This window comes from Pseudomonas congelans (assembly GCF_900103225.1).
In the GTDB taxonomy this organism is placed as follows: domain Bacteria; phylum Pseudomonadota; class Gammaproteobacteria; order Pseudomonadales; family Pseudomonadaceae; genus Aquipseudomonas; species Aquipseudomonas congelans.
Window position 1 is genome coordinate 219,185 of the sequence record NZ_FNJH01000003.1, and the last position, 23,634, is coordinate 242,818.

At 61.6% G+C, this 23,634-nt stretch carries 25 protein-coding genes and 1 riboswitch; of the genes, 19 read left to right on the forward strand and 6 right to left on the reverse strand.

Annotated elements, in window-relative coordinates:
- Positions 1–166: 166 nt before the first annotated feature.
- From BLR20_RS12245 to purM, 3 genes are read right to left on the reverse strand one after another with little or no spacing between them, the layout of a single operon-like run.
- Positions 167–880: a DUF3108 domain-containing protein gene (locus BLR20_RS12245; protein WP_003305121.1), complete on the reverse strand. Its 714-nt coding sequence runs from the start codon at positions 878–880 to the stop codon at positions 167–169.
- Between the two features lie 8 nt (positions 881–888).
- Positions 889–1,539 carry a phosphoribosylglycinamide formyltransferase gene (purN, locus tag BLR20_RS12250; RefSeq protein ID WP_032612241.1) on the reverse strand — a complete coding sequence of 217 codons (651 nt, stop codon included), beginning with the start codon at positions 1,537–1,539 and terminating at the stop codon, positions 889–891.
- Positions 1,539–2,597, reverse strand: coding sequence for a phosphoribosylformylglycinamidine cyclo-ligase (gene purM / locus BLR20_RS12255; RefSeq protein WP_032612240.1), 1,059 nt, complete (start codon positions 2,595–2,597; stop codon positions 1,539–1,541). Before purM ends, purN begins: the two co-directional genes overlap by 1 nt.
- Before the next feature lie 341 nt (positions 2,598–2,938).
- Here purM and BLR20_RS12265 point away from each other — a divergent pair, with 341 nt between their 5' ends.
- The 6 genes from BLR20_RS12265 (at position 2,939) to BLR20_RS12290 (ending at position 8,273) form a co-directional block, all read left to right on the forward strand.
- Positions 2,939–4,042: a DUF2066 domain-containing protein gene (locus BLR20_RS12265; protein ID WP_054993517.1), complete on the forward strand. Its 1,104-nt coding sequence runs from the start codon at positions 2,939–2,941 to the stop codon at positions 4,040–4,042.
- Between the two features lie 39 nt (positions 4,043–4,081).
- Complete coding sequence (locus BLR20_RS12270) at positions 4,082–5,155, forward strand: AI-2E family transporter (RefSeq protein ID WP_032612236.1); 1,074 nt, start codon at positions 4,082–4,084, stop codon at positions 5,153–5,155.
- Between the two features lie 216 nt (positions 5,156–5,371).
- On the forward strand, positions 5,372–6,076 hold the full coding sequence (gene hda / locus BLR20_RS12275; RefSeq protein WP_003381589.1) for a DnaA regulatory inactivator Hda: 705 nt from the start codon (positions 5,372–5,374) through the stop codon (positions 6,074–6,076).
- The gene (locus BLR20_RS12280) at positions 6,070–6,834 is read left to right on the forward strand and encodes an NAD-dependent deacylase (protein ID WP_004411237.1); all 765 of its coding nucleotides are present in this window, start codon (positions 6,070–6,072) and stop codon (positions 6,832–6,834) included. Before hda ends, BLR20_RS12280 begins: the two co-directional genes overlap by 7 nt.
- A 75-nt stretch (positions 6,835–6,909) precedes the next feature.
- Complete coding sequence (locus tag BLR20_RS12285) at positions 6,910–7,638, forward strand: C40 family peptidase (RefSeq protein WP_010434134.1); 729 nt, start codon at positions 6,910–6,912, stop codon at positions 7,636–7,638.
- Between the two features lie 89 nt (positions 7,639–7,727).
- A complete protein-coding gene (locus BLR20_RS12290) occupies positions 7,728–8,273 on the forward strand; it encodes a C40 family peptidase (RefSeq protein ID WP_010434136.1) in 546 nt (181 codons plus the stop codon).
- A 339-nt stretch (positions 8,274–8,612) separates the two neighbouring features.
- Here BLR20_RS12290 and BLR20_RS12295 read toward each other — a convergent pair whose 3' ends face one another.
- Positions 8,613–9,941, reverse strand: coding sequence for a PQQ-dependent sugar dehydrogenase (locus BLR20_RS12295; protein WP_054993519.1), 1,329 nt, complete (start codon positions 9,939–9,941; stop codon positions 8,613–8,615).
- A gap of 119 nt (positions 9,942–10,060) precedes the next feature.
- Positions 10,061–10,274: riboswitch (cobalamin riboswitch) on the forward strand.
- A gap of 91 nt (positions 10,275–10,365) precedes the next feature.
- Here BLR20_RS12295 and cobO point away from each other — a divergent pair.
- The 13 genes from cobO (at position 10,366) to BLR20_RS12355 (ending at position 21,216) form a co-directional block, all read left to right on the forward strand.
- Positions 10,366–10,977, forward strand: a complete 612-nt coding sequence (gene cobO / locus BLR20_RS12300) for a cob(I)yrinic acid a,c-diamide adenosyltransferase (protein WP_010433526.1) — start codon at positions 10,366–10,368, stop codon at positions 10,975–10,977.
- A gap of 25 nt (positions 10,978–11,002) precedes the next feature.
- Complete coding sequence (locus BLR20_RS12305; RefSeq protein ID WP_010433530.1) at positions 11,003–12,298, forward strand: cobyrinic acid a,c-diamide synthase CobB; 1,296 nt, start codon at positions 11,003–11,005, stop codon at positions 12,296–12,298.
- Positions 12,295–12,945: a 5,6-dimethylbenzimidazole synthase gene (gene bluB / locus BLR20_RS12310; protein WP_010433533.1), complete on the forward strand. Its 651-nt coding sequence runs from the start codon at positions 12,295–12,297 to the stop codon at positions 12,943–12,945. Before BLR20_RS12305 ends, bluB begins: the two co-directional genes overlap by 4 nt.
- On the forward strand, positions 12,942–13,850 hold the full coding sequence (cbiB, locus tag BLR20_RS12315) for an adenosylcobinamide-phosphate synthase CbiB (RefSeq protein WP_054993520.1): 909 nt from the start codon (positions 12,942–12,944) through the stop codon (positions 13,848–13,850). The genes bluB and cbiB overlap by 4 nt, the downstream gene beginning before the upstream one ends.
- Positions 13,843–14,847, forward strand: a complete 1,005-nt coding sequence (cobD, locus tag BLR20_RS12320) for a threonine-phosphate decarboxylase CobD (RefSeq protein WP_054993521.1) — start codon at positions 13,843–13,845, stop codon at positions 14,845–14,847. Before cbiB ends, cobD begins: the two co-directional genes overlap by 8 nt.
- The gene (locus BLR20_RS12325) at positions 14,844–16,304 is read left to right on the forward strand and encodes a cobyric acid synthase (RefSeq protein ID WP_010433542.1); all 1,461 of its coding nucleotides are present in this window, start codon (positions 14,844–14,846) and stop codon (positions 16,302–16,304) included. The genes cobD and BLR20_RS12325 overlap by 4 nt, the downstream gene beginning before the upstream one ends.
- Complete coding sequence (gene cobU, locus BLR20_RS12330; RefSeq protein ID WP_010433545.1) at positions 16,305–16,826, forward strand: bifunctional adenosylcobinamide kinase/adenosylcobinamide-phosphate guanylyltransferase; 522 nt, start codon at positions 16,305–16,307, stop codon at positions 16,824–16,826.
- Positions 16,823–17,875, forward strand: coding sequence for a nicotinate-nucleotide--dimethylbenzimidazole phosphoribosyltransferase (gene cobT / locus BLR20_RS12335; protein ID WP_054993522.1), 1,053 nt, complete (start codon positions 16,823–16,825; stop codon positions 17,873–17,875). The genes cobU and cobT overlap by 4 nt, the downstream gene beginning before the upstream one ends.
- Positions 17,872–18,444: an alpha-ribazole phosphatase family protein gene (cobC, locus tag BLR20_RS12340; protein WP_054993523.1), complete on the forward strand. Its 573-nt coding sequence runs from the start codon at positions 17,872–17,874 to the stop codon at positions 18,442–18,444. The genes cobT and cobC overlap by 4 nt, the downstream gene beginning before the upstream one ends.
- A 1-nt stretch (position 18,445) precedes the next feature.
- Positions 18,446–19,177, forward strand: a complete 732-nt coding sequence (locus tag BLR20_RS12345; RefSeq protein ID WP_054993524.1) for an adenosylcobinamide-GDP ribazoletransferase — start codon at positions 18,446–18,448, stop codon at positions 19,175–19,177.
- 98 nt (positions 19,178–19,275) lie between these two features.
- A complete protein-coding gene (locus BLR20_RS12350; protein WP_003434384.1) occupies positions 19,276–20,484 on the forward strand; it encodes an MFS transporter in 1,209 nt (402 codons plus the stop codon).
- Positions 20,481–20,603 (forward strand): hypothetical protein, encoded by a 123-nt coding sequence (locus tag BLR20_RS28245; RefSeq protein WP_003404263.1) that lies wholly within the window; start codon positions 20,481–20,483, stop codon positions 20,601–20,603. The genes BLR20_RS12350 and BLR20_RS28245 overlap by 4 nt, the downstream gene beginning before the upstream one ends.
- 61 nt (positions 20,604–20,664) lie before the next feature.
- Positions 20,665–21,216 (forward strand): glutathione peroxidase, encoded by a 552-nt coding sequence (locus BLR20_RS12355; RefSeq protein ID WP_010433560.1) that lies wholly within the window; start codon positions 20,665–20,667, stop codon positions 21,214–21,216.
- A gap of 258 nt (positions 21,217–21,474) precedes the next feature.
- On the opposite strand, the gene BLR20_RS12360 is transcribed toward BLR20_RS12355, so the two are convergent.
- Together BLR20_RS12360 and BLR20_RS12365 are read right to left on the reverse strand one after the other, a co-directional pair.
- Positions 21,475–22,758, reverse strand: coding sequence for an OmpP1/FadL family transporter (locus BLR20_RS12360; RefSeq protein ID WP_010433563.1), 1,284 nt, complete (start codon positions 22,756–22,758; stop codon positions 21,475–21,477).
- Between the two features lie 239 nt (positions 22,759–22,997).
- A complete protein-coding gene (locus BLR20_RS12365) occupies positions 22,998–23,216 on the reverse strand; it encodes a hypothetical protein (RefSeq protein ID WP_002554588.1) in 219 nt (72 codons plus the stop codon).
- Positions 23,217–23,634 lie beyond the last annotated feature (418 nt).

The following is a 23,634-nucleotide window of genomic DNA, read 5'->3' on the forward strand; positions in this document are numbered from 1 at the left end:
CGCTGGAGCGTGAGGAACGAGAATCCCGACTATCGTGCGACGCTCTGCGTCGCATGCATTTCCGGACGCTCTGCGTCCGATGTTGAGTGGGCGTGGCGCGAGATCGTGCAGCCAATAAAAAGCCCCGCTGAAAAGCGGGGCTCTGTGGCGCGGGCAGTCAGGGCGATCAGCTACCTTTGACGGCCTTGCCGTTGACGGTGCCGTCCAGCAATACGATGTTGTATTCCTTGCCGTCGGTTTCAACCTGTTGCAGGCGGACCAGCAGGTAATCCCAGTCCTTGGCGAACCACAGCACGGTGGTGCGCTTGCTTTGCGTCGGGTCACGTACGCGCTCGACCTTGATCGCATCGACCTGGCCTGTCTTGGTGGTGACTTTTTCCGAACCCAGTACGCGGAAGTCGTAGGTGTCCACTTCATCACCGTCGACAACCTGGTAGCTCATGCTCTTCTTGCCCTCAGCGATGTCGTGTTGCAACGCCAGCTGATAGGTGGACTTGTCGAGGATGCCACGGTTGAGCGGCAGCTTGATCGCATCGCCACGGTCGGTGCCGGTGACGAACTTGGTGTTCCAGTCGAAGGCCAGATCGACCTTCTTGGATTTACCCAGGCCACTGCGCTCGAAGCTGTAGGTCTGTGGCAGCAGGGTGTCCTTGTCGACCTTCAGCGTGCTGACTTCCGTCAGGCTGGCGATCATCATCGAGGCCTTGAAACTCAGGGTCCAGGTGCCATTGGCGCCGGCTTCCAGGCTGCGTTCAGCCGTGCCGCTCATGGGCAGCTGTTTCCAGTCGGCGGTGTAGCTGGCGGAGAAGGGTTGAAGGTCTGCGGCCTGTACGGCAGGCAATGCGAGCAGAGCGAAAGCGAAGAGCAGAGCGCGACGCATAGTATCTCCTAATGTCGAATCAGATGGCCGCTGGCCGGGAGTAACTGGCTATCGAGTAACGCACCTTGTTCACCAAGGCTCAGTCGGCCTTCGGCAAACCAGCGAATGGCCAGTGGGTAAATACGGTGCTCTTGAACATGGACCCGTTGCGCGAGCGTTGCGGGCGTGTCGTGCAACTGTACCGAAATAACTGCCTGTACGACCAGTGGGCCGCCATCGAGTTCCTCGGTAACGAAATGCACGCTGCAGCCATGCTCGGTGTCGCTGGCTTCCAGTGCACGCTTGTGCGTGTGCAAGCCTTTGTAACGCGGCAGCAGGGAAGGGTGAATATTCAGCAGGCGGCCATGATAGTGGCGGACGAACCCGGCGCTGAGAATGCGCATGAACCCGGCCAGTACCACCAACTGTGGCTGAAAGGTGTCGATCAGTTCGATCAGCGCTGCATCGAAGGCCTCACGGCCGTCGTATGCGGTGTGATCCAGTACGCAGGTTTCGATGCCTGCGTCCCGGGCGCGTTGCAGGCCGAACGCATCTGCGCGGTTGGAAATCACCGCGCAGATGCGGACGGGGCTGGCCCCGTCCTTGAAGCTGTCGATCATCGCTTGCAGGTTGCCGCCGGTGCCTGACAGCAGCACCACGACGTCGCAGATGGCTGGCATCAATGCGCCTTGAGGTTTTTCAGCTCGACTTGCGCTGCGCCTTCGGCAGCGGTGGCGATCTGGCCGATCACCCAAGGCTGTTCGCCTGCGTCACGCAGCACCTTCAGTGCCACTTCAACGTGCTCCTGAGCTACGCAGATCACCATGCCCACGCCGCAGTTCAGCACGCGGTGCATCTCGTTTTCCGCAACGTTGCCCTGCTGCTGGAGCCAGTCGAACACGGCCGGACGCTGCCAGCTGGCGACGTCGACCACGGCCTGAGCGCCTTTCGGCAGTACGCGTGGAATATTGTCGAGCAGGCCGCCACCGGTGATGTGGGCCATGGCCTTGACTGCGCCGGTTTCCTTGATCAGCTTGAGCAACGGCTTCACGTAGATGCGAGTCGGCGCCATCAGCAGTTCGGTCAGCGGTTTGCCGTCCAGCTGGATGTTTTCGATATCGGCACCTGCCACTTCGATGATCTTGCGGATCAGCGAGTAGCCGTTGGAGTGCGGGCCGGACGATGGCAGGGCGAGCAGGGCGTCACCGGCAGCGACTTTCGAGCCGTCGATGATTTCGGCCTTTTCCACCACGCCGACGCAGAAGCCTGCCAGGTCGTAGTCTTCGCCTTCGTACATGCCCGGCATTTCAGCGGTTTCGCCGCCGACCAGCGAGCAGCCAGCCAGTTCGCAGCCGGCGCCGATGCCGGTGACGACCTGAGCGGCGGTGTCGACGTTCAGCTTGCCGGTGGCGTAGTAATCGAGGAAGAACAGCGGCTCTGCACCGCAGACCACCAGGTCATTGACGCACATGGCGACCAGGTCGATGCCGATGGTGTCGTGCTTGTTCAGGTTCAGCGCCAGACGCAGTTTGGTGCCCACGCCGTCGGTGCCGGAAACCAGAACCGGTTGCTTGTAGCCGGCTGGAATTTCGCAGAGGGCGCCGAAGCCTCCCAGGCCGCCCATGACTTCCGGACGCTTGGTGCGCTTGGCGACGCTCTTGATGCGTTCGACCAATGCTTCACCGGCGTCGATGTCTACACCGGCGTCTTTATAGCTCAGGGAGGGTTGCTTGCTCATAGAAAATCCAGGCCTTTAGGGGGGATTCGGAGGTATCGACCGCTGCGTTAGGGCCCGTTCAGCACCGCGCTGTGATGCGGTGGTAATGTTGGGGCCATGGCGATTGCCGGTCTGCGAAGGCGCGCGATTTTATCAGGCTTGCTCACCAGGGGCCATCCTTGCGCCGACAACAGGGCGGTGTTGCACCAAATAAACCTCAACCAGGTGGCCTGTCAGTGCGAGTCTGGACGTTTAAGGTGTACTTTATGCGCGAACTGAATGATGGGTGGCTTATGTCTGTCCCAGACTTGTACGCCTACTGAAACAGCTTCTTTTTACTTTTTTCCGTTCGGGAACTGTCCATGCGTTTTTCCAGAATTCTTTTAATCGGCTGTTTGTCCCTGATCAGCCTTCCCAGCCTTGCCGAAACGGTCAGCAACCTTTATCAGGTCCGCGAGCCGGTCAATGGCCAATCGCCCGATGAACGTACGCGGGCCACGCAGGCCGCCGTCGAAACCCTGGTGCTGCGCCTGACCGGCGACGCCAAGGCCGTGCAGGGTTCGGCCATCGCCGCGCTGCGCAAGGACCCACAGCAGATCATCAGCCAGTTCGGCTACGAGGCCGGACCGCCGGAAACCCTGCTGGTGGACTTCGATCCGGCAACCACCGACCGTGCCTTGCACGATGCGGGTCTGTCGATCTGGGGCAGCAATCGTCCGTCGATCCTCGGCTGGTGGCTGAATGACTCGGTGGAAGGTTCGAATCTGGTCGGCGACGGTCAGGCCGCCGCCGAACCCTTGCGCCAGGCCGCTCAGCACCGCGGACTGCCACTGCGTCTGCCGCTGGCTGATTTGAGCGAGCAGGGCATCGGTAACGCCAAAACCCTGGAGGGCACTGACCCCGCGCCGCTCAAGGAAGCCTCCGAGCGCTATGGCGCTGACGCGATACTGGCCGTGCATGCCAGGGAAGATGGTGGTCAGTGGCAAGGCAAATGGCGCCTGTGGCTGGGTGATCAGCGCGAACAGGGCACCGCAACCGGTGCCACCTCCGAGGCCTTGGCTGACGCGGTGCTGCTGTCGGTAAGCGAGCGTCTGGCGCCGCGCTTCGTGGCCAAGCCCGGTGCGTCGACCGGCATGCTGATCCAGGTTCAGGGCATGACGCTCGAGCGCTATGCGCAACTGCTTCAGTTACTCGAACCGTTCGGCGTGCGTCTGAGTTCTGTCGAAGGCGATAAAGTGGTGTTTGAGGTCAGTGGCAGCACCGAGCAGCTACGCTCGCAGTTGTCGCTGGCCAAACTGCAGGAAGTGCCCGCAGCCGAGGCAGCCGCTACCGCCACGCCGCCTGCTGCGCCTGTCGATGCGACTGCACCGGTTGCGCCGGCGAATGGAGCTGCTGCTGTTCCGGCACCTGCGCCCGCACCGATGATTGTTCCGGCGTCCGCGCCACAACTTTATTTCCGCTGGTAACCCGGCAAGAACGCTTTTCCATTGGCTTGAGGGATGTTGATGACTGATATGCGGCGTTGGTTCTGGATCGGCGGCCTGGCCTTGCTGGTCGCATTCGTGGTGCTCTTGCACCCAATCCTCACTCCTTTTCTGGTGGCGTTGTTACTGGCCTACATGGGCGATCCGCTGGTGGATCGCCTGGAGCGCGCCGGACTGTCCAGAACCCTGAGCGTGGTGGTGGTGTTCGGGCTGTTCACGCTGGTGCTGATGGCGTTGCTGCTGGTTCTGGTGCCGATGCTGGCCAAGCAGTTGTTCCGGCTCTACGAGCTGGCGCCGCAGATTCTCGACTGGCTGCAGCACGCGGCATTGCCGTGGGTCCAGGCCAAGTTCGGGCTGGCAGACGGGTTCTGGAAGTTCGACAAGATCAAGGCAGCCATCTCCGAGCACATGGGCCAGGCCGGGGACATCGTCTCTATCGTGCTGTCCCAGGCCACGGCTTCCAGCCTGGCGCTGATTGGCTGGCTGACCAACCTGGTGCTGATTCCCGTGGTGTGTTTCTACCTGCTGCGTGACTGGGACATCATGACCGGCAAGATCCGTGGCCTGCTGCCGCGTCAGCGTGAAGCGCAAATCGTCAAGCTGGCGGGCGAATGCCACGAAGTATTGGGCGCGTTCATACGCGGTCAGTTGCTGGTGATGGTGGGCCTGGGTGTGATCTATGCGGCCGGTCTGATGCTGGTCGGGCTGGAACTGGGCCTGTTGATCGGCGTCATTGCCGGTCTGGCGGCCATCGTGCCTTACATGGGCTTCGTGATCGGTATCGGTTCGGCGCTGGTGGCCGGGCTGTTCCAGTTTGGCGGTGACCTGTACCCGATGATGGGGATTGTGGCGGTGTTCATGATCGGTCAGGCCCTTGAGGGTATGGTGCTGACGCCGTTGCTGGTCGGCGATCGCATCGGCCTGCACCCGGTTGCAGTCATCTTCGCGATTCTGGCGGGTGGCGAGCTGTTCGGTTTCACTGGCATTCTGCTGGCCCTGCCGGTGGCGGCGGTGATCATGGTGCTGGTGCGCCACATGCACGATCTGTACAAGGACTCGGAAATCTACGCAGGCGCGGAAGATCCGGAGCTGTAGGAACGATGCAAGCCTCTTCGCCGCCCGGTGAAGAGGCTCATGCCTTGAGTGCATACACACCTTCAAACGCTCTTTCCTGAGCGGCGCTTTACTCACCCTGACGCAAACCTTTGATTTTGCTTGAGGTCTGTCGCATTGTGCGACCAGCGTCACGGGTATAAACTTTGCGCTCTTTACACAGAGGCCCTTGACGGTTTGCATGAGCCGTTAGTCAGCATGAAACCGATTCAGCTGCCCCTGAGTGTGCGTCTGCGTGATGACGCCACTTTCGTCAATTACTATCCAGGCGCCAACGCCGCTGCACTCGGCTATGTCGAGCGGCTGTGCGAAGCCGATGCTGGCTGGACCGAAAGCCTCATCTATCTGTGGGGCAAGGACGGAGTAGGGCGCACGCACCTGCTGCAGGCTGCCTGCCTGCGTTTCGAGCAGTTGGGCGAGCCTGCGGTGTATCTGCCGCTGGCCGAGGTCATAGACGAAGGCATCGAGCTGTTCGATCATCTGGAGCAGTACGAACTGGTGTGTCTGGACGACCTGCAGGCGATAGTCGGCAAGCCGGAATGGGAAGAAGCGCTGTTTCACCTGTTCAATCGTCTGCGTGACAGCGGGCGTCGTCTGCTGATTGCCGCATCCAAGTCGCCCCGCGAGCTGCCGGTAAAGCTTCCCGACCTTAAATCGCGCCTGACGATGGCGCTGGTGTTCCAGATGCGCGGGCTGTCCGACGAGGACAAGCTGCGTGCCTTGCAACTGCGTGCTTCACGGCGTGGCCTGCACCTGACCGACGATGTCGGGCATTTCATCCTGACGCGTGGTACGCGCAGCATGAGCGCGTTGTTCGAATTGCTTGAGCGCCTCGATCAGGCGTCACTCCAGGAAAAGCGCAAGCTGACCATTCCCTTCCTTAAAGAGACCCTCGGGTGGTAGATCAGGCGTTGTTGATGCAGACGGCGGCTGCCTTGCGCCATGCACGACGGATTCTGGTGATCACCGGGGCGGGTCTGTCTGCCGATTCGGGGCTGCCTACCTATCGCGGCGTGGGCGGGCTCTACAATGGCAAGACCGACGACGGCCTGCCTATCGAAATGGCCCTGTCCGGGCCCATGCTGCGCCGTGACCCTGAGCTGTGCTGGAAATACATCGCCGAGCTGGGCAAGGCGTGCCTGGGTGGCGAGCCGAACGTCGCGCATTACGCCATCGCCCAGTTGCAGCGCATCAAACCCGAGTGCTGGGTGCTGACCCAGAACGTCGACGGTTATCACCGCGCGGCGGGCAGTCCGCCGGAGCGCCTGATCGAAATTCACGGGCAGCTCTCGCCACTGTTTTGCCAATCCTGCGGTGCTGAAGATTCGCAATTGAGTGAGCACCTTCAGCGTCCCTTGCCCCCCTTATGCCCGGCATGTAGTGGCATTTTGAGACCGTCCGTCGTTCTTTTTCAGGAAATGCTTCCCGAAAAAGCGCTGGAAACACTGTATGAACAGCTGGCTATAGGCTATGACGCAGTGCTGAGTATCGGCACCACCGCAAGCTTCCCCTATATTCACGAACCGGTCATTCGCACCAGAGTTTCCGGGGGTTTCACCGCCGAAATCAATCCGCAGCCGACTGATCACAGTGCGCAGATGGACGTCTTTTTGCCGTACCGCGCGGCACATGTCATGGCCGAACTCATAAGTCACATCTAGTTCGATTGAATTTGCAAATCACTTTCATAAAAGGCATAGTCTCGCCATCTTAACTAGTCAGCCACGGTTGTGCCCATGCAAGTTGTTCGCTTCGCACCCCTCGTGCCTCTCGCACTCGTTACATTCCTCTTCGGTTGCTCGGCCAATATGCCGGTCGCACAGCAGGAACAGGCCCAGCCGGTTCCACGCTACCAGAGCGCAATCAACGCCAATGCCCAGTCCGCAGCCCGTCGCGCCGACGCAGCAGTTTTGCAGGACGAGCTCGCGACCGAAGACGAACTGGCCCAGTTCGCTGATAACAAGTCTTACCAACTGCCGGCCCTGGCCGACAGCATCCTTGAGCGTGGCAAATCCCTGATCGGCACACGCTACAAGTTCGGCGGCACGTCGACTTCTTCGGGTTTCGATTGCAGCGGTTTCATCGGCTATCTGTTTCGCGAAGAGGCGGGCATGAGCCTGCCACGTTCGACGCGTGAAATGATCAACGTCAACGCACCTTTGGTGGCGCGCAACAAGCTTCAGCCGGGCGATGTGCTGTTCTTCAGTACTCGCGGTCGCGGTCAGGTGAGCCACGCAGCGATCTACGCCGGTAATCAGCAGTTCATCCACTCCAGTAGTCGCCGCAGCGGCGGTGTGCGCATCGATAGCCTCGATGACGCCTACTGGAGCAAGACCTTCATTGAGGCCAAGCGGCCTCTGGCGATGGCGCCGGGTACTGTTGCAGTAAAATCGACACCTGAAGTAACGCAGACAACGGCGATGACTTCGACTACAGTCAAGACCGCGCCCAAGCGGCGTAAATAAATAGAACGCGCAGTACAAGACCTTCGGGTCTTTCTGCGTTTTTGAGCTTCTCGGCAGCGTAAGCCGCATCCGGATAGGTTGTTGTGGTTATGTCGATTGCGTTGCGCCTGTTAGTCATCTCTGTTGCTGCGTTGCTCGGTGCCTGCGCCAGCGCGCCGCCTCCGCCCAAAGCGCCCCGGATCGTTCAGCGTCCGGTGGTCACTGCACCTCCCCAGATTCTTTCTCCTGCTGCCGAAGACGTGCTGTTTCGTGCGTTGGGGCTGGTCGGCACGCCTTACCGCTGGGGTGGCAACACGCCTGACTCCGGTTTCGATTGCAGCGGTCTTATAGGTTATGTCTATCGTGATGCGGCGGGTATTTCCCTGCCGCGTTCCACGCGCGAGATGATCGTGATGGGCGCGCCGAATATTCGTCGCGAGCAATTGCAGTCAGGTGATCTGGTGTTCTTCGCCACATCGGGCGGTTCGCAGGTGTCCCACGCGGGGATCTATGTCGGCGAAGGCCGCTTCGTGCATGCCCCGGCCAGCGGCGGCACGGTGAAGCTCGACAGCCTCGACAAGCCTTACTGGCAGAGAGCCTATCTCAACGCCAAACGCGTGATTCAGCCGTCCAGTCTGGCGCAGAATCGGCCTTAAGCGCTTCGCGCTGATTGCTCTGCGCCCGCTCAAGAGCGTCCAGAAGTGCATGCCCACGCCCACGCGGAGCGCTCAACGTTACACCTAGTCTGCTTTTGATTCTGGCCGTAGGCCGTAGGAGCGAACTTGTTCGCGAAAGGGCCTGTATGATCGCCGAAAATGCATCTTCTGAAACACCGCCTTCGCGAACAAGTTCGCTCCTACGCCCTTCGGGCAGAACCCTGAAAGGCACGTATTCCGGGCTCTCCAGGACTTGTGTGTAACGCCGAGTGCTGGAGCGTAGGGAACGATGATCTCAACTATCGTGCGACGCTCCGCGTCAAACCTCTACGCTCCGCGTTACTGAGCTGCCTTGGCTGATATCACACGCCAGATCTTGTTGCCGACATCGTCGGCCACCAGCAATCCGCCGCGCTGGTCATTGACCACGCCAACCGGACGACCCATGGCTTTTTCATCCTTGTTGAGGAAGCCGGTCAACACATCGACCGGTGTGCCGTTGGGTTTGCCGCCACTGAATGGAATGAACACCACCTTGTAGCCGCTGTGCGGTTTGCGGTTCCATGAGCCGTGCTGGCCAATGAACAGGCCTTCGTTGAACGGTGCAGCCAGTGTCTTGCCGTCGGCGAACACCAGGCCCAGCGAAGCGGTGTGCGGACCGACTGCGTAATCCGGGGCAATCGCCTTGGCGACCAGTGCCGGGTTCTGCGGCTTGACGCGCTCGTCGACGTGCTGGCCGTAGTAGCTGTAAGGCCAGCCATAGAACGCGCCGTCCTGTACCGAGGTCACGTAGTCAGGCACTAGGTCGCTGCCGATCTCGTCGCGCTCGTTGACCGCTGTCCACAGCTTGCCGGTCTTCGGTTCCCAATCCATGCCGTTGGGGTTGCGCAGGCCGGAAGCGAAGATCCGGTGGTTGCCGGTCGCCGCGTCCACTTCCCAGATCGCTGCACGACCTTCTTCCTTGTCCATGCCGTTCTCGGCCACGTTGCTGTTGGAACCCACGGTCACGTACAGCTTGCTGCCATCCTTGCTGGCAATGACGTTCTTGGTCCAGTGGTGATTGAGCGTGCCGCCTGGCAAGTCGACTACCTTGGTCGCCTGCGCGCTGATCGAGGTCTGCCCGGATTCATACGGGAAGCTGATCAGGCGGTCGGTGTCGGCGACATACAGCTTGTTGCCCACCAGGGTCATACCGAACGGCGAATTGAGGTTTTGCAGGAAAACCGTGCGGGTCTCTGCAACACCGTCCTTGTCCACGTCGCGCAGCAAGGTAATGCGGTTGGCGCTGGGCACACCGGCACCGGCGCGGCCCATGACTTTCTCCATCACCCAGCCGCGGATGCCCTTGGAATCATCCGGTTTGGCAGGCGAATTGGTTTCCGCCACCAGCACGTCACCGTTGGGCAGCACATACAGCCAGCGCGGGTGGTCGAGGTTCTCGGCGAATGCAGCCACTTGTGTGCCCGGCGCAGCAACCGGCTTGGCGCCTTTTTCCCAGCCTACGGCGGGTGCGATGTTGACGGTCGGGATCAGCGTCTTGTTGGGCTCCGGCAGCTTGGGCGAGGGGCCTGTTCCATCCGAGACTTTCAGGGTCGACGACTCGCCGCAGGCAGCGAGGCCGCCGGCGACCAGAAGCAACACTGCATAGTGGGGTCTGAGTTTGAACATGATCGATCTCCATAAACAAGGGCGTGGTCCAGTAACTGATAGAGGCGTCGCCAACCCGCTAGGTTCAATCACGTTCCGCGGCGACGGTGTCGATTGACGCTCCCGGCCCAACCCTCTACCCTTCGCGGTTTGTTTCAGGTGCTCTGCAATCCTCGATTGGCAGAGTGAAACAGGGAAGCCGGTGTGGGTCGACAGATCCGATCCCGGCGCTGCCCCCGCAACGGTAAATGAGTCAAGGCTGTGCCTGACGCCACTGTGTTTCGACATGGGAAGGCGCACAGCCGGGGTGACCCGCTCATGAGCCCGGAGACCGGCCTGAATCACTCAATGGCATCACGGAGGGTGATGTTCTGTGCAGGGCGTTGCCGTGCTGTCCAGTGCTGTCCTTCCGTCTGTTGTCGCCTGCCCCGAGCGGAGAACCCAGATGAACGAATCCCCCGAACGCGACGAACGCCATCTGGCGCGCATGCTGCGCAAGAAAGCCGTCATGGACGAGCGTATTGCCAGCTCGCCCAACGAGTGCGGCCTGCTGCTGGTATTGACCGGCAATGGCAAGGGCAAGAGCAGCTCTGCATTCGGCATGCTCGCCCGAGCCATGGGTCACGACATGCAGTGTGGTGTGGTGCAGTTCATCAAGGGCCGTAACAGCACGGGCGAAGAAATGTTTTTCCGCCGTTTCCCCGAGCAGGTGCGCTATCACGTGATGGGCGAGGGCTTCACCTGGGAAACCCAGGATCGCCAGCGCGACATCGCCGCCGCTGAAGCCGCCTGGGCCGTGTCTCGGGAAATGCTTCGCGATCCGGCCATTGGTCTGGTGGTGCTCGACGAACTGAACATCGCCCTGAAACATGGCTACCTCGACCTTGAACAGGTGCTGAGCGACCTGCAGGCCCGTCCGCCGATGCAGCATGTGTTGGTGACTGGCCGCGGTGCCAAACCCGAATTGATCGACCTGGCCGATACCGTTTCCGAGATCGGCGTGGTCAAGCACGCGTTTCAGGCCGGTATTCGTGCGCAGAAAGGTATCGAGCTGTGAACCCTTCATCATTGAGCACATTGCAATGAGAGCCCCGCGTGATTGTCCGGCGGTATTGATCGCTGCGCCTGCCTCCGGGCAAGGCAAAACCACGGTGACCGCTGCACTGGCACGCCTGCACCGCAACCAGGGGCGCAAGGTTCGGGTCTTCAAGTGCGGACCGGACTTTCTCGACCCGATGATTCTCGAGCGGGCCAGTGGCGCGCCGGTCTATCAGCTGGACATGTGGATGGTCGGCGCCGATGAAAGCCGTCGCCTGTTGTGGGAAGCGGCCGGCGAGGCGGACCTGATTCTGATCGAAGGGGTCATGGGCCTGTTCGATGGCACGCCGTCGAGCGCCGACCTGGCCCGGCATTTTGGCGTGCCGGTGCTCGGTGTGATCGACGGCACGGCCATGGCGCAGACGTTTGGCGCACTGGCGCTTGGTCTGGCGCGCTATCAGCCTGATCTGCCGTTTGCCGGCGTGCTGGCCAATCGCGTCGGCACGGTACGCCATGCGCAGTTGCTGGAGAACAGCCTGACCGAAGGCCTGCGCTGGTACGGCGCACTGTCCCGGGAAGTCGGCTTCGAACTGCCCAGCCGTCATCTGGGGCTGGTCCAGGCCAGTGAGCTCAACGATCTGGACGTGCGTCTGGACATGGCCGCTGCGGCGCTGGCCAGTACGTGTGAAGTGGCCTTGCCGCCGGCCGTGACCTTTACCGCGCCCGACCCGGTTCAGGTCGAGCCGCTGCTGCGCGGCGTACGCATCGCCATCGCGCGCGACGAAGCCTTCGCCTTTCTGTATGGCGCGAGCCTGGACCTGCTGAGGCACATGGGCGCCGAGCTGAGTTTCTTCTCGCCGATCCATGATCGCGAGCTGCCCGACGCCGACAGCCTGTACCTGCCAGGCGGCTACCCTGAGCTGCACCACGTTGCGCTGGCCGCCAACGGCACGATGCAGGCTTCGATCAGGGCTCACCATATTGCCGGCAAGCCGATTCTGGCCGAGTGCGGGGGCATGCTCTATTTGCTCGAAGCCTTGACCGATGTCGAGGGCGTGCGCGCTGAACTGGTCGGCTTGCTGTCCGGTGAAGCGGTCATGCAGAAGCGTCTTGCCGCGCTGGCGTTGCAAGCCGTCGAGCTGCCCGAGGGTACGCTGCACGGTCACACCTATCACCATTCGCTGACCAGCACCGAGCTGCAGCCGATTGCCCGTGGCGTCAGCCCCAATGGCGGGCGCGGCGCAGAAGCGGTTTATCGCCTGGGTCGCCTGACCGCGTCCTACGTGCATTTCTATTTTCCGTCCTGCCCTCGGGCGATAGCGGCGCTGTTCAAACCATGACCGAGCAAGCGTTCAGCCCCGAAGAGCGGGCTGCGGTGTACCGCGCCATCGCCGAACGTCGCGACATGCGCCACTTCATCGGCGGCACGGTCGCGCCCGAACTGCTGGCACGTGTGCTGGCGGCCGCGCATCAGGCTCCCAGCGTCGGGCTGATGCAGCCGTGGCGCTTCATCCGCATCAGCGACCCGTTATTGCGCGGCAGGATGCAGGCGCAGGTAGAGGAAGAGCGTATTCGTACCGCCGAGGCGCTGGGTGAGCGAACCGACGAGTTCATGAAGCTCAAGGTCGAAGGCATCAATGACTGCGCAGAAGTGCTGGTCGCTGCGCTGATGGAAGGGCGTGAGCAACACATTTTCGGCCGGCGCACCTTGCCGGAAATGGACATGGCGTCGCTGTCCTGCGCGATCCAGAACCTTTGGCTGGCTTCGCGTGCAGAAGGCCTGGGCATGGGCTGGGTGTCGCTGTTCGACCCCGAGGCGCTGGCCGAACTGCTGGGCATGCCCGACGGCGCCAAGCCGCTGGCGATCATTTGTCTGGGCCCGGTCAAGGAGTTTTATCCTGCGCCAATGCTGGTGATGGAAGGCTGGGCGCAAGCGCGTCCGCTGCATGAGCTGCTGTATGAGAATCAATGGGGAGTGAGTCAATGAGTGTGGCGCTGCTGAGCGTCGCCGGGGTCGCGCTGGATGCGCTGCTCGGTGAGCCTAAACGATGGCATCCGCTGGTGGCGTTCGGCAACTTCGCCAGTCGGGTCGAGCAGCGTTTCAACAGTGGCGGCCGTGGCTGGCGCAGTCATGGCGTCACCGCCTGGGTCATTACCGTTGTGCCGTTGACGCTGTTGGCCACCTTATTGAGCTGGCTGCCTTATATCGGCTGGCTGTTCGACATTCTGGCGCTGTACTGCGCGCTGGGCATGCGCAGCCTGGGCGAGCACGTTCAGCCAGTGGCGCAAGCACTGCGCAGTGATGATCTGGTCGAAGCGCGTCAGCGGGTCGGTTATCTGGTCAGTCGCCAGACCACTGAGCTGGACGCTACCGAAGTCGCCCGCGCAGCCACCGAGTCGGTGCTGGAGAACGGCAGCGATGCGGTGTTCGCTGCGCTATTCTGGTTTGTCGTGGCGGGTGCACCCGGTGTGGTGCTGTACCGGCTGAGCAATACGCTGGACGCCATGTGGGGTTATCGCAACGAGCGCTTTGAGCGTTTTGGCTGGGCTGCGGCGAAGATCGACGATCTGCTCAACTACATTCCCGCACGTCTTGTGGCACTGACCTACGCCTTGCTGGGCAAGACCCGACTGGCGCTGCGTTGCTGGCGTACGCAGGCTCCGGCCTGGGACAGTCCGAATGCCGGTCCGGTGATGGCCGCTGGCGCTGGCGCACTGGGTGTCGAGCTGGGTGGCGCGGCGATCTATCACGGCGAGCTGCATCAGCGTCCGCAACTGGGGGAGGGTGCGCCTGCCGATGCGGATTCGATCGATCGCGGCTGGCAACTGGTGCAGCGGGGCGTCTGGTTGTGGCTGCTGGTCATCTGCGTGGCAGCTGAATTTTATGCTTGAGCACGGCGGGCGGTTGCGCGCGGCGGCGCAGCATTATGGTATCCATCTGGCCGACTGGCTGGACCTATCCACCGGGATCGCGCCGTGGTCGTGGCCCATCCCGGAGATTCCGACGCGTGCCTGGGCGCGGTTGCCCGAGACCGACGATGGCCTTGAAGCAGCGGCCTGCACTTATTACGGCGTGTCCCGGTTATTGCCGGTGTCCGGTTCGCAGGCTGCGATTCAGGCGCTGCCCAGGGTGCGCAGCGGAGGGCGGGTCGGCGTACTGTCGCCATGCTACGCAGAGCACGCGCATGCCTGGCGCAAGAACGGTTTCGTGGTGCGTGAGGTCGGTGAGCAGGAGGTCGAATATTTTCTCGACAGTCTGGACGTGCTGGTGGTGGTCAACCCCAACAATCCGACTGGTCTGCACCTGAGCGCCGAGCGCCTGCTGGAGTGGCATGCGCGACTGGCCGAGCGCGGTGGCTGGCTGGTCGTCGATGAAGCGTTCATGGATAACACGCCGGGCATGAGCCTGGCGGCCGAGACCTGGCGTGCCGGGCTGATCGTCCTGCGTTCGTTTGGCAAGTTTTTCGGCCTGGCGGGCGTCAGGCTCGGTTTTGTCATGGCCGAGCCGGTACTGTTGAGAATGCTGGCGCAGGAAATCGGCCCCTGGTCGGTCAGTGGGCCCACGCGGATCATCGGTCAGGTGTGCCTCAGCGATCAGCAGGGGCAGGCGCGCCAGCGTGAGCGCTGTGAGCAGGCCCGCGACCGGCTGGTGGCGTTGCTCGACCGCTACGGCCTGAGCCCGCAAGGCGGCTGTGCGCTGTTCCAATGGCTGGTGACCCCTGAAGCGCAGACGCTCTATGAGTTTTGTGCGCAGCGTGGCGTGCTGCTGCGCCTGTTCAAGGGTGACACCTCCGAGTCGTCCAGTCTGCGTTTCGGTCTGCCGTGCGACGAGGCCGACTGGCTGCGGCTGCACGATGTTCTGCTTGAATACCGCAAGGAATACCCATGAGCACGCTGATGGTACAAGGCACCACCTCCGATGCCGGCAAGAGCACTCTGGTGACGGCCCTGTGCCGCTGGCTGACCCGCCAGGGCGTCAAAGTCGTGCCGTTCAAGCCGCAGAACATGGCGCTCAACAGCGCGGTGACTGCAGACGGCGGCGAGATCGGTCGCGCACAGGCCGTGCAGGCCCAGGCGTGCTACCTCGAACCGCACACCGACATGAACCCGGTGCTGCTCAAGCCCAACAGTGACACCGGCGCGCAGGTGATCATTCACGGCCGCGCCGTGACCACCATGAATGCGGTGGCGTATCACGGCTACAAAGAGATCGCCATGCAGGCGGTGCTGGAATCGCATCGGCGCCTGGGTGAACGCTATCCGGTGATCGTCGTCGAGGGCGCGGGTTCTCCGGCCGAGATCAATCTGCGCACCAACGATATTGCCAATATGGGCTTTGCCGAAGCGGTCGACTGCCCGGTGCTGCTGATTGCCGACATCAATCGTGGCGGGGTGTTTGCCCATCTGGTCGGCACGCTCGAGTTGCTGTCGCCCAGCGAGCAGGCGCGGGTCAAGGGTTTCATCATCAACCGTTTTCGCGGCGACATCGCCTTGCTGCAGCCAGGCCTGGACTGGCTGGAAGCACGTACCGGCAAGCCGGTGGTCGGCGTGCTGCCCTACGTGATGGATCTGCACCTGGAGGCCGAAGACGGCCTGGACCAGCGTCAGACCGACAAGGTCGAGCATGTGCTGAACGTGGTGGTCCCGGTGCTGCCTCGCATCAGTAATCACACCGATTTCGACCCGCTGCGCCTGCACCCTCAGGTCAATCTGCAATTCATCGGCCCCGGCCAGGCGATTCCGCCTGCGGACCTGATCATTCTGCCCGGCTCCAAGAGTGTGCGCAGCGATCTGAACTACCTGCGCAATAATGGCTGGGACACCGCCATCGATCGACATTTGCGTTACGGCGGCAAGCTGATGGGGATTTGCGGCGGTCTGCAAATGCTCGGTGAGCAGGTACATGATCCACTCGGGCTGGAAGGCGCAGCCGGGTCCAGCGCCGGGTTCGGCTTGCTGGCCATGAGCACGGTGCTGGAAGCGGAAAAGCAATTGCGCAATGTGCGCGGTCGTCTGACCCTCGAAGACGCCGAGGTCAGCGGTTACGAAATTCATGCCGGTGTCACGACAGGGCCGGCGCTTGAGCAGGCTGCCGTGCAACTGGACGACGGGCGTTGCGACGGCGCGCAGAGTGTCGACGGGCAGGTGCTGGGGACTTACCTGCACGGCCTGTTCGAATCACCTGCTGCCTGTAGCGCGTTGCTGCGCTGGGCGGGGTTGGCGAACGTGCAGTCCGTCGATTATCACGCCCTGCGCGAGCGCGACATCGAACGCCTGGCGGACCTGGTGGAAAAGCACCTGGACGGCCCATTGCTTCGCGAACTGTGCGGCCTGGAGGCGAACTGAATGCTGCAATTGATCCTCGGCGGCGCGCGTTCCGGCAAGAGTCGCCTGGCGGAAAAACTGGCCGCCGACAGCGCGCTGAGGGTGGTCTACATCGCCACCAGTCAGCCTCTGGACGGCGAAATGAATCAGCGTGTTGCCAGCCATCGCGCACGCCGTCCCGAACATTGGGGACTGGTCGAAGAACCGATCGAGCTGGCGCGCGTGCTGCGCGAAAACGCGGCGCCCGATTGCTGCCTCTTGGTCGATTGCCTGACCCTCTGGCTGACCAATCTGCTGATGCTCGACAACCCCGAGCGCCTGCTTCAAGAACGTGAATCCCTGCTCGACAGTCTTGCCGGGCTGCCGGGTGAAATCATTTTTGTCAGCAACGAAACCGGGCTTGGCGTCGTGCCGCTCGGCGAACTGACCCGTCGCTATGTCGATGAAGCCGGCCTGTTACATCAGGCGCTGGCCGAGCGTTGCCAGCGTGTCGTGTTGACCGTTGCCGGCTTGCCCCTGACGTTGAAAGGAACCGCGCTATGAGTAATTCCTGGTGGCTCAAGCCTGCACAGGCCATTGATGTGCCAATGCGCGAGGCGGCACTGGCCCGTCAGCAGCAACTGACCAAACCCGCCGGTTCGCTGGCGCAACTGGAGCGTCTGGCAGTGCAGCTGGCCGGCTTGCAGGGGCGTGAGCGTCCGGCCGCCGATCAACTGTGGATCTCGATTTTTGCCGCGGATCACGGCGTCGTCGCTGAAGGCGTGTCGGCGTACCCGCAGGAAGTCACCGGGCAGATGCTGCACAACTTCGTCAATGGCGGCGCCGCGATCAGCGTGCTGGCGCGTCAGCTCTCCGCGCAACTGGACGTGGTCGATCTGGGCACCGTGTCGCCAATGGATTTGCCCGGGGTGCGCCATCTGCGCATTGGCGCGGGCACCGCCAATTTTGCCCAAGGGCCGGCCATGAGTGTCGAGCAGGGGCTCGCCGCCCTGCAGGCCGGGCGTGACAGCGTATTGCGCGCCAAGGCTGTCGGCACCGAACTGTTCATCGGTGGCGAGATGGGCATCGGCAACACCACAGCCGCCAGCGCAGTCGCCTGCTCGCTGCTGGAGTGTGCCGCGCCATTGCTGGTCGGTCCGGGCACCGGGCTGAACGCCGAGGGTATTCAGCACAAGACTCATGTCATCGAACGCGCGCTTGCATTGCACGCCGAGCAGGCCGGTGACCCGTTGAATAGCCTGTTCTGTCTGGGTGGCTTCGAAATCGCCGCGTTGACGGGCGCTTACCTGGCCTGCGCGCAGGAAGGTATCGCGGTGCTGGTCGACGGTTTTATTTGCAGCGTGGCCGCGCTGGTGGCGGTGCGCCTGAACCCTTCCTGCCGCAACTGGCTGCTGTTCGGTCATCGGGGTGCCGAACCGGGCCACCGGCATCTGCTGGAAACGCTGCAAGCCGAACCGCTGCTGGACCTCGGTTTGCGTCTGGGCGAGGGCAGTGGTGCCGCACTGGCGGTGCCGCTGGTGCGCCTGGCGTGCGAGCTGCATAACGGCATGGCGACGTTTGCCGAAGCGGCTGTGGCGGATCGCCCCGCATGACCTTGCACCTTGATCTGTTGCGTCATGGCGAAACCGAACTGGGCGGCGGCCTGCGCGGCAGTATCGATGATGCCCTGACCGAGTCTGGCTGGCAGCAGATGCGTGCAGCAGTGGCCGACGGCGGACCCTGGACGCGGATTGTCAGCTCGCCTCTGCAACGTTGCGCACGTTTCTCCGAAGAGCTGGCGCAGCGCTTGTCGTTGCCCCTGCACCTGGAGCCCGGTTTGCAGGAGCTGCATTTCGGTGACTGGGAAGGGCACAGCCCTGCGCAACTCATGGAAACCGACGCCGAGGGCCTGGGTCTGTTCTGGGCTGATCCCTATGCCTTCACGCCTCCCGGTGGCGAGCCGGTGCTGTATTTCTCGAATCGGGTATTGAGTGCCGTTCAGCGTCTGCATCAGGCTTATGCCGGCGAGCGCGTGTTGCTGGTCAGTCACGGCGGTGTCATGCGCATGCTGCTGGCGCAGGCGCGTGGCTTGCCGCGTGAACAACTGTTGCAGGTGGTGGTCGGGCATGGCGCGCTGTTGTCGATTCAGGTCGCTGCTGATCGCGTACTCACGGAGATCTGAGATGCTGCCGTTCTGGATCGCCCTGCAATTTCTCGGCAGCCTGCCGATCAGACTGCCCGGCATGCCGCGCCCCGAAGAGCTTGGACGTTCCTTGCTGTACTACCCGTTGGTCGGCGCGGTGTTCGGCACGCTGCTGCTGGGGTTCAACACCCTGCTCGGTGGTGCGCCGCCCATGCTCCACGCCGCGCTGGTACTCAGTGCCTGGGTATTGCTCAGCGGCGGCCTGCACTTGGACGGGCTGGCCGACAGTGCTGACGCCTGGCTGGGCGGCTTCGGTGACCGTGAACGCACCTTGAAGATCATGAAGGACCCACGCAGCGGGCCTATCGCCGTGGTCACGCTGGTCCTGGTGCTGCTGCTCAAGTTCGCCGCGATTCTGGTGTTGATCGAGAGCCATGCCAGTGTCTGGCTGCTGTTGGCTCCAGTGATCGGGCGCGCGGCCATGCTTGGACTGTTTCTGGGCACGCCGTATGTGCGTTCCGGCGGGCTGGGGCAGGCACTGGCCGATCACTTGCCGCGTGGCCCTGGACGCAAGGTTTTGCTCGCCACTGCCATTGCGTGCGTGCTGCTCGCCGGCTGGTCAGGGGTAGCCGTGTTGCTGGTCTGCGCCGCCTGTTTCTTCTGGCTGCGGCAGTTGATGATGCGCCGGCTGGGCGGATGCACCGGCGATACGGCCGGTGCATTGCTCGAGCTGCTGGAGTTGGCGGTGCTGTTGACGCTGGCGCTGCTTTGAGACCCTGCTCAATGCGTTGTTGACAGCTTTTACCGGCACCGCGTAGTTTCGCGAATCGCGGGTAAAACCATGTAACACAAAGCGCAGGGAGCTTAACCATGACATCGATCTGGCGTACCAGTGGCTGGGTTTTGCTGGGCAGTGCGTTGATTCTTGCGCTTTCGCTTGGTACGCGGCACGGCTTCGGTCTGTTTCTGGCGCCCATGAGCGCCGAGTTTGGCTGGGGGCGTGAAGTCTTTGCCTTTGCCATTGCCTTGCAGAACCTGATGTGGGGGCTGGCGCAGCCATTCGCCGGGGCGCTGGCAGATCGATTTGGTGCGGCGAAGGTCGTCTTCGTCGGCGGTGTGCTGTATGCCGCAGGTCTGTTGTGCATGAGTACCGCCGATTCTTCCCTCAGCCTTTCACTGAGCGCCGGTCTGCTGATCGGTATCGGTCTGTCCGGCACATCGTTTTCGGTCATCCTCGGTGTCGTGGGGCGCGCGCTGCCTGCGGAAAAACGCAGCATGGGCATGGGGATCGCCAGCGCAGCCGGCTCATTCGGTCAGTTCGCCATGCTGCCCGGTACATTGGGCTTGATCAGTTGGCTGGGCTGGTCCGGTGCCTTGCTGGTACTGGGCGTGATGGTGGCGTTGATCCTGCCTTTGGTGGGCATGCTCAAGGATACGCCGAGCGTATCCACAGGCGTCGAACTGACCCTCGGCGAGGCGCTGCGTGAGGCGTGCTCGCATTCAGGATTCTGGCTGTTGGCGCTGGGGTTCTTTGTCTGCGGCTTTCAAGTGGTGTTCATTGGCGTGCATTTACCGGCCTATCTTGTGGATCAACACTTGCCCGCCAAGGTCGGCACTACGGTGCTGGCCCTGATCGGCCTGTTCAATATCTTTGGCACCTACACCGCAGGCTGGCTGGGCGGACGCATGTCCAAGCCCCGGCTGCTGACCGTGCTTTACCTGTTGCGCGCGGTGGTGATCGTGTTGTTTCTGTGGATACCCTTGAGCCAGACCACGGCGTATCTGTTCGGTGTGGCGATGGGCTTGCTGTGGCTGTCCACTGTGCCGCTGACCAACGGTACGGTGGCGACACTGTTTGGTGTGCGCAACCTGTCGATGCTGGGCGGCATTGTCTTTCTGTTTCACCAGTTGGGCGCCTTCCTCGGTGGCTGGCTGGGCGGGCTGGTGTATGACCGCACCGGCAGCTACGACCTGATCTGGCAAGTCTCGATACTTCTGAGTCTGCTCGCCGCGGCGCTCAACTGGCCGGTGCGCGAGCGCCCGGTGGCACGGTTGCAGGCGCAGGGCAGTCTGGCATGAGTCGGCGCTGGCCTCTGCTGGCGGCGCTGCTGGTGGGCGCGGTGGTGCTGGGATTGCTCTGGTGGGCCTGGCAGCATGTCGGGCTGGCCGCATTGCAACTGGGAATGGGCGCTTGCTAGGCAGACGCTCCGGCATGGGGTAGCGTGTCGGCAGACGACAACAATATTCAGGGCCGCCATGATGAACATTCGCTTTTTTTCGATCCCTCTTTTGCTGCTGGCCATGAGCGGTGCTGCAATGGCCGCCGACTGCCCGCCGTTGCTGCAAGGCGAGCTGCCCAAGCTGCGCGCCAAGGAAAACATCGACCTGTGCAAGCGCTTTGCCGGCAAGCCGCTGGTGGTGGTCAATACTGCCAGTTTCTGCGGCTTCGCACCGCAGTTCAAAGGCCTTGAAGAACTGAGTCAGCGCTACAAAGGGCAGGGGCTGGAGGTGTTGGGCGTGCCGTCCAATGACTTCAAGCAGGAAGCCAAGGATGGTGAGGAGACCGCCAAGGTCTGCTACGTCAATTATGGCGTGACCTTCACCATGACCGAGCCGCAGGCCGTGCGCGGTGACGATGCGACCCATTTGTTCAAGGTGCTGGCCGAGCAGAGCAGTGCGCCGCGCTGGAACTTTTACAAGTACGTGGTCGACCGCCAGGGCAAGGTCATCGCCAACTTCTCCAGCATGACCAAGCCGGATGATCCGGAACTGATCTCAGCCATTGAAAAGGCGATTGCGTCGAAGCCTTAGGGGGCAAAAAAGGGCGGCTTGAGTCTTGTCTGAATCGACCTGGCATCGCAAAAACCTTGTGTGACGCGGAGCGCCACATAGAGGACGCAGAGCGTCCAGAACTGCATGCCGACGCGGAGCTTCGGCACGATAGTCAGTCAAGGACGCGGAGCGTCGGCACGATAGTCAGTCAATGCAGGTCTGAGCGCACCAGAAACGCAATAAAAAGCCCGCAACCATTACTGGTTGCGGGCTTTTTTTCAGCCAGGCAGTTGCTTATCAGAAGCGATAGGTAACCGACGTGCCCAGGCCGTGAGCGGTGTTGCGGTAGTCGGCGCTGTACGAACCTTTGGTCGCGCTGGAATCGCGGATCTTGGTTTCGTCTTCACGCAGGTACGAGTACGCCACGTCGATGGTCAGGTCGTCGGTCGGGCTCCAGCCTGCACCGAAGCTGATGATCTTGCGATCGCCAGTCGGGATGCGTGGGGAGCGGTTGACGTTGTTGGTCGGCGACTGATCAACGGAGAAACCGGTGCGCAGCGTCCACTCTTTATTGACCTTGTACGAAGCACCGATGGCATGTGCCCAGGTGTCGTGCCAGTTCTGTTCTTCGCTGATGGTGCCGATAGGGCCGGCCGAGCCGCCCAGCAGGGCAGGGACGCCATCGTTGTTGACGGTGATGTCTTGCAGGCGGCTCCAGCGAGTCCAGGTGCTGCCGGCATAGACCGTCCAGTTCTCGTCGATCTGCTGGGTGATGGAGAAGTCCACGGACTCAGGCGTGGAAATGTCCAGCGAAGCGTCATACTTCTGACCGCCGAAAGGACCGAAGCCCGAACCTTCGATCTTGGTCTTGCCCTTGAGCTTGTAATCGACCTTGGAGTGGTAAGTCAGCCCCAGACGAGTGGTGTCGGTTGCCTGCACCAGGATACCGGCATTGAAGCCGATTGCGGTGTCATCGCCTTCGATCTTTACCTTGCCGTCGTTACGGCCCGGTGTTGCGGCGTTCAATGTTGCCGAGGTCAGCTCGCCGTCAATACGGTTGATCGTCGGGCCGAAACCGATGGAGACCTTGTCATTGAATGCATAGCTGACAGTCGGCTGGAAGGTCACGACCTGGACGTGACTCTTGTCACCCCAGTAGCGGCCAGCGAAGCCTTTTTCGTAATCGGTGACCAGGCCGAACGGTACGTACACGCCCAGACCAAATGCCCAGTGATCATCGATTGGTTTGACGTAGTAGCCCATGGGTACGCCGACCACCGGAACCATATCGCCGTCGTTGCTGCCGCCAAATGTGCCACGACCGTTGTCGATATCGGTCTTGGCGATCACGGCAGCCGCGCCGCCGCTGATTTGTTCACGTTTGAGGCGGGACATACCGGCAGGGTTGCCGAATACGGTGCTTGCGTCATCTGCTGACGAGGAGCGACCTGCAAAGCCGGTGCCCATGCCGCTGATGCTTTGTTCGTTGAGGGCAAAGCCGGCAGCGAGCAGTTGAGAAGAGGCCAGACCCAGTGCGAGTCCAAGTGTTGTCCGGTTCAATGCTTTTGTCATTATTTTCATTATTAGAACTCCTTGTTGTTCACCGGTCGAAAATTACCAACATTTTCGACGGCGCGCTATAGGCTGAGGAGCCCGATTTAGAGCTATTCTTGTAGGACAATCCTGGCCAAGGAGTAGGAACTGTGAATTAGTGCAGGTTCAGAGCCTTATCCTTGGATGATGACGCTGTTATAAAGCGCGCATAAAAAAAGCCCCGCCTTTGCAGTGCGGGGCTTTCGGCTTGCGGTGCAGCGTTTTCGTCAGGCGATGAGGGCCTGACGGGTACGCTCGATCACGGCCTGCAGCGGTTCGGCGCTGGCGTACTGATCGGGGTACAGGCGTTCGCTGTGGCGGGCGATGCCGTGTTCATTGACGATGGTGAAACTGAAGCAGCCTTTGCGAGCGGCCATGATCAGGCAGTTCATTGGAGCAAAAGCGTTGGTCAATGTGTGAATTGCATGTTGAGTCTGAGTATTCATATTCAAGGTGTTTCCTGAAGCAACACGGAACAATACCGTGCAAAAATAAAGATTCCAGTAAACGCGGGCCGACATTTGATACAAAAGCCTGGCTGGGCGGAGAACCTGACTGGAACAAAGACAGGCAGTTGAAGCGCGCTTTATCGTATGGCGCTCTGGCTGACCGGTAGGTACTTAGGAGGGCAGGCAACACAACAGGAGCAAAGGTTCTACGCTCCGGGTGAAGATCCTGATCAATTGCAGGCTGGTTGAAGCAGACCATGAGAGCCATGACTGCACTGTCACCCCAAATGGTGCATCAGCGCGAAAGGTTCATGTCTGGAAACCATCGAGGTGGTCGATCCCTTGTTGCCAACATTCTCGTCGCATGGAGGAGTGTCTGTCGGGGGACTTGTCGACCGGAATTGATTTTCAGCTT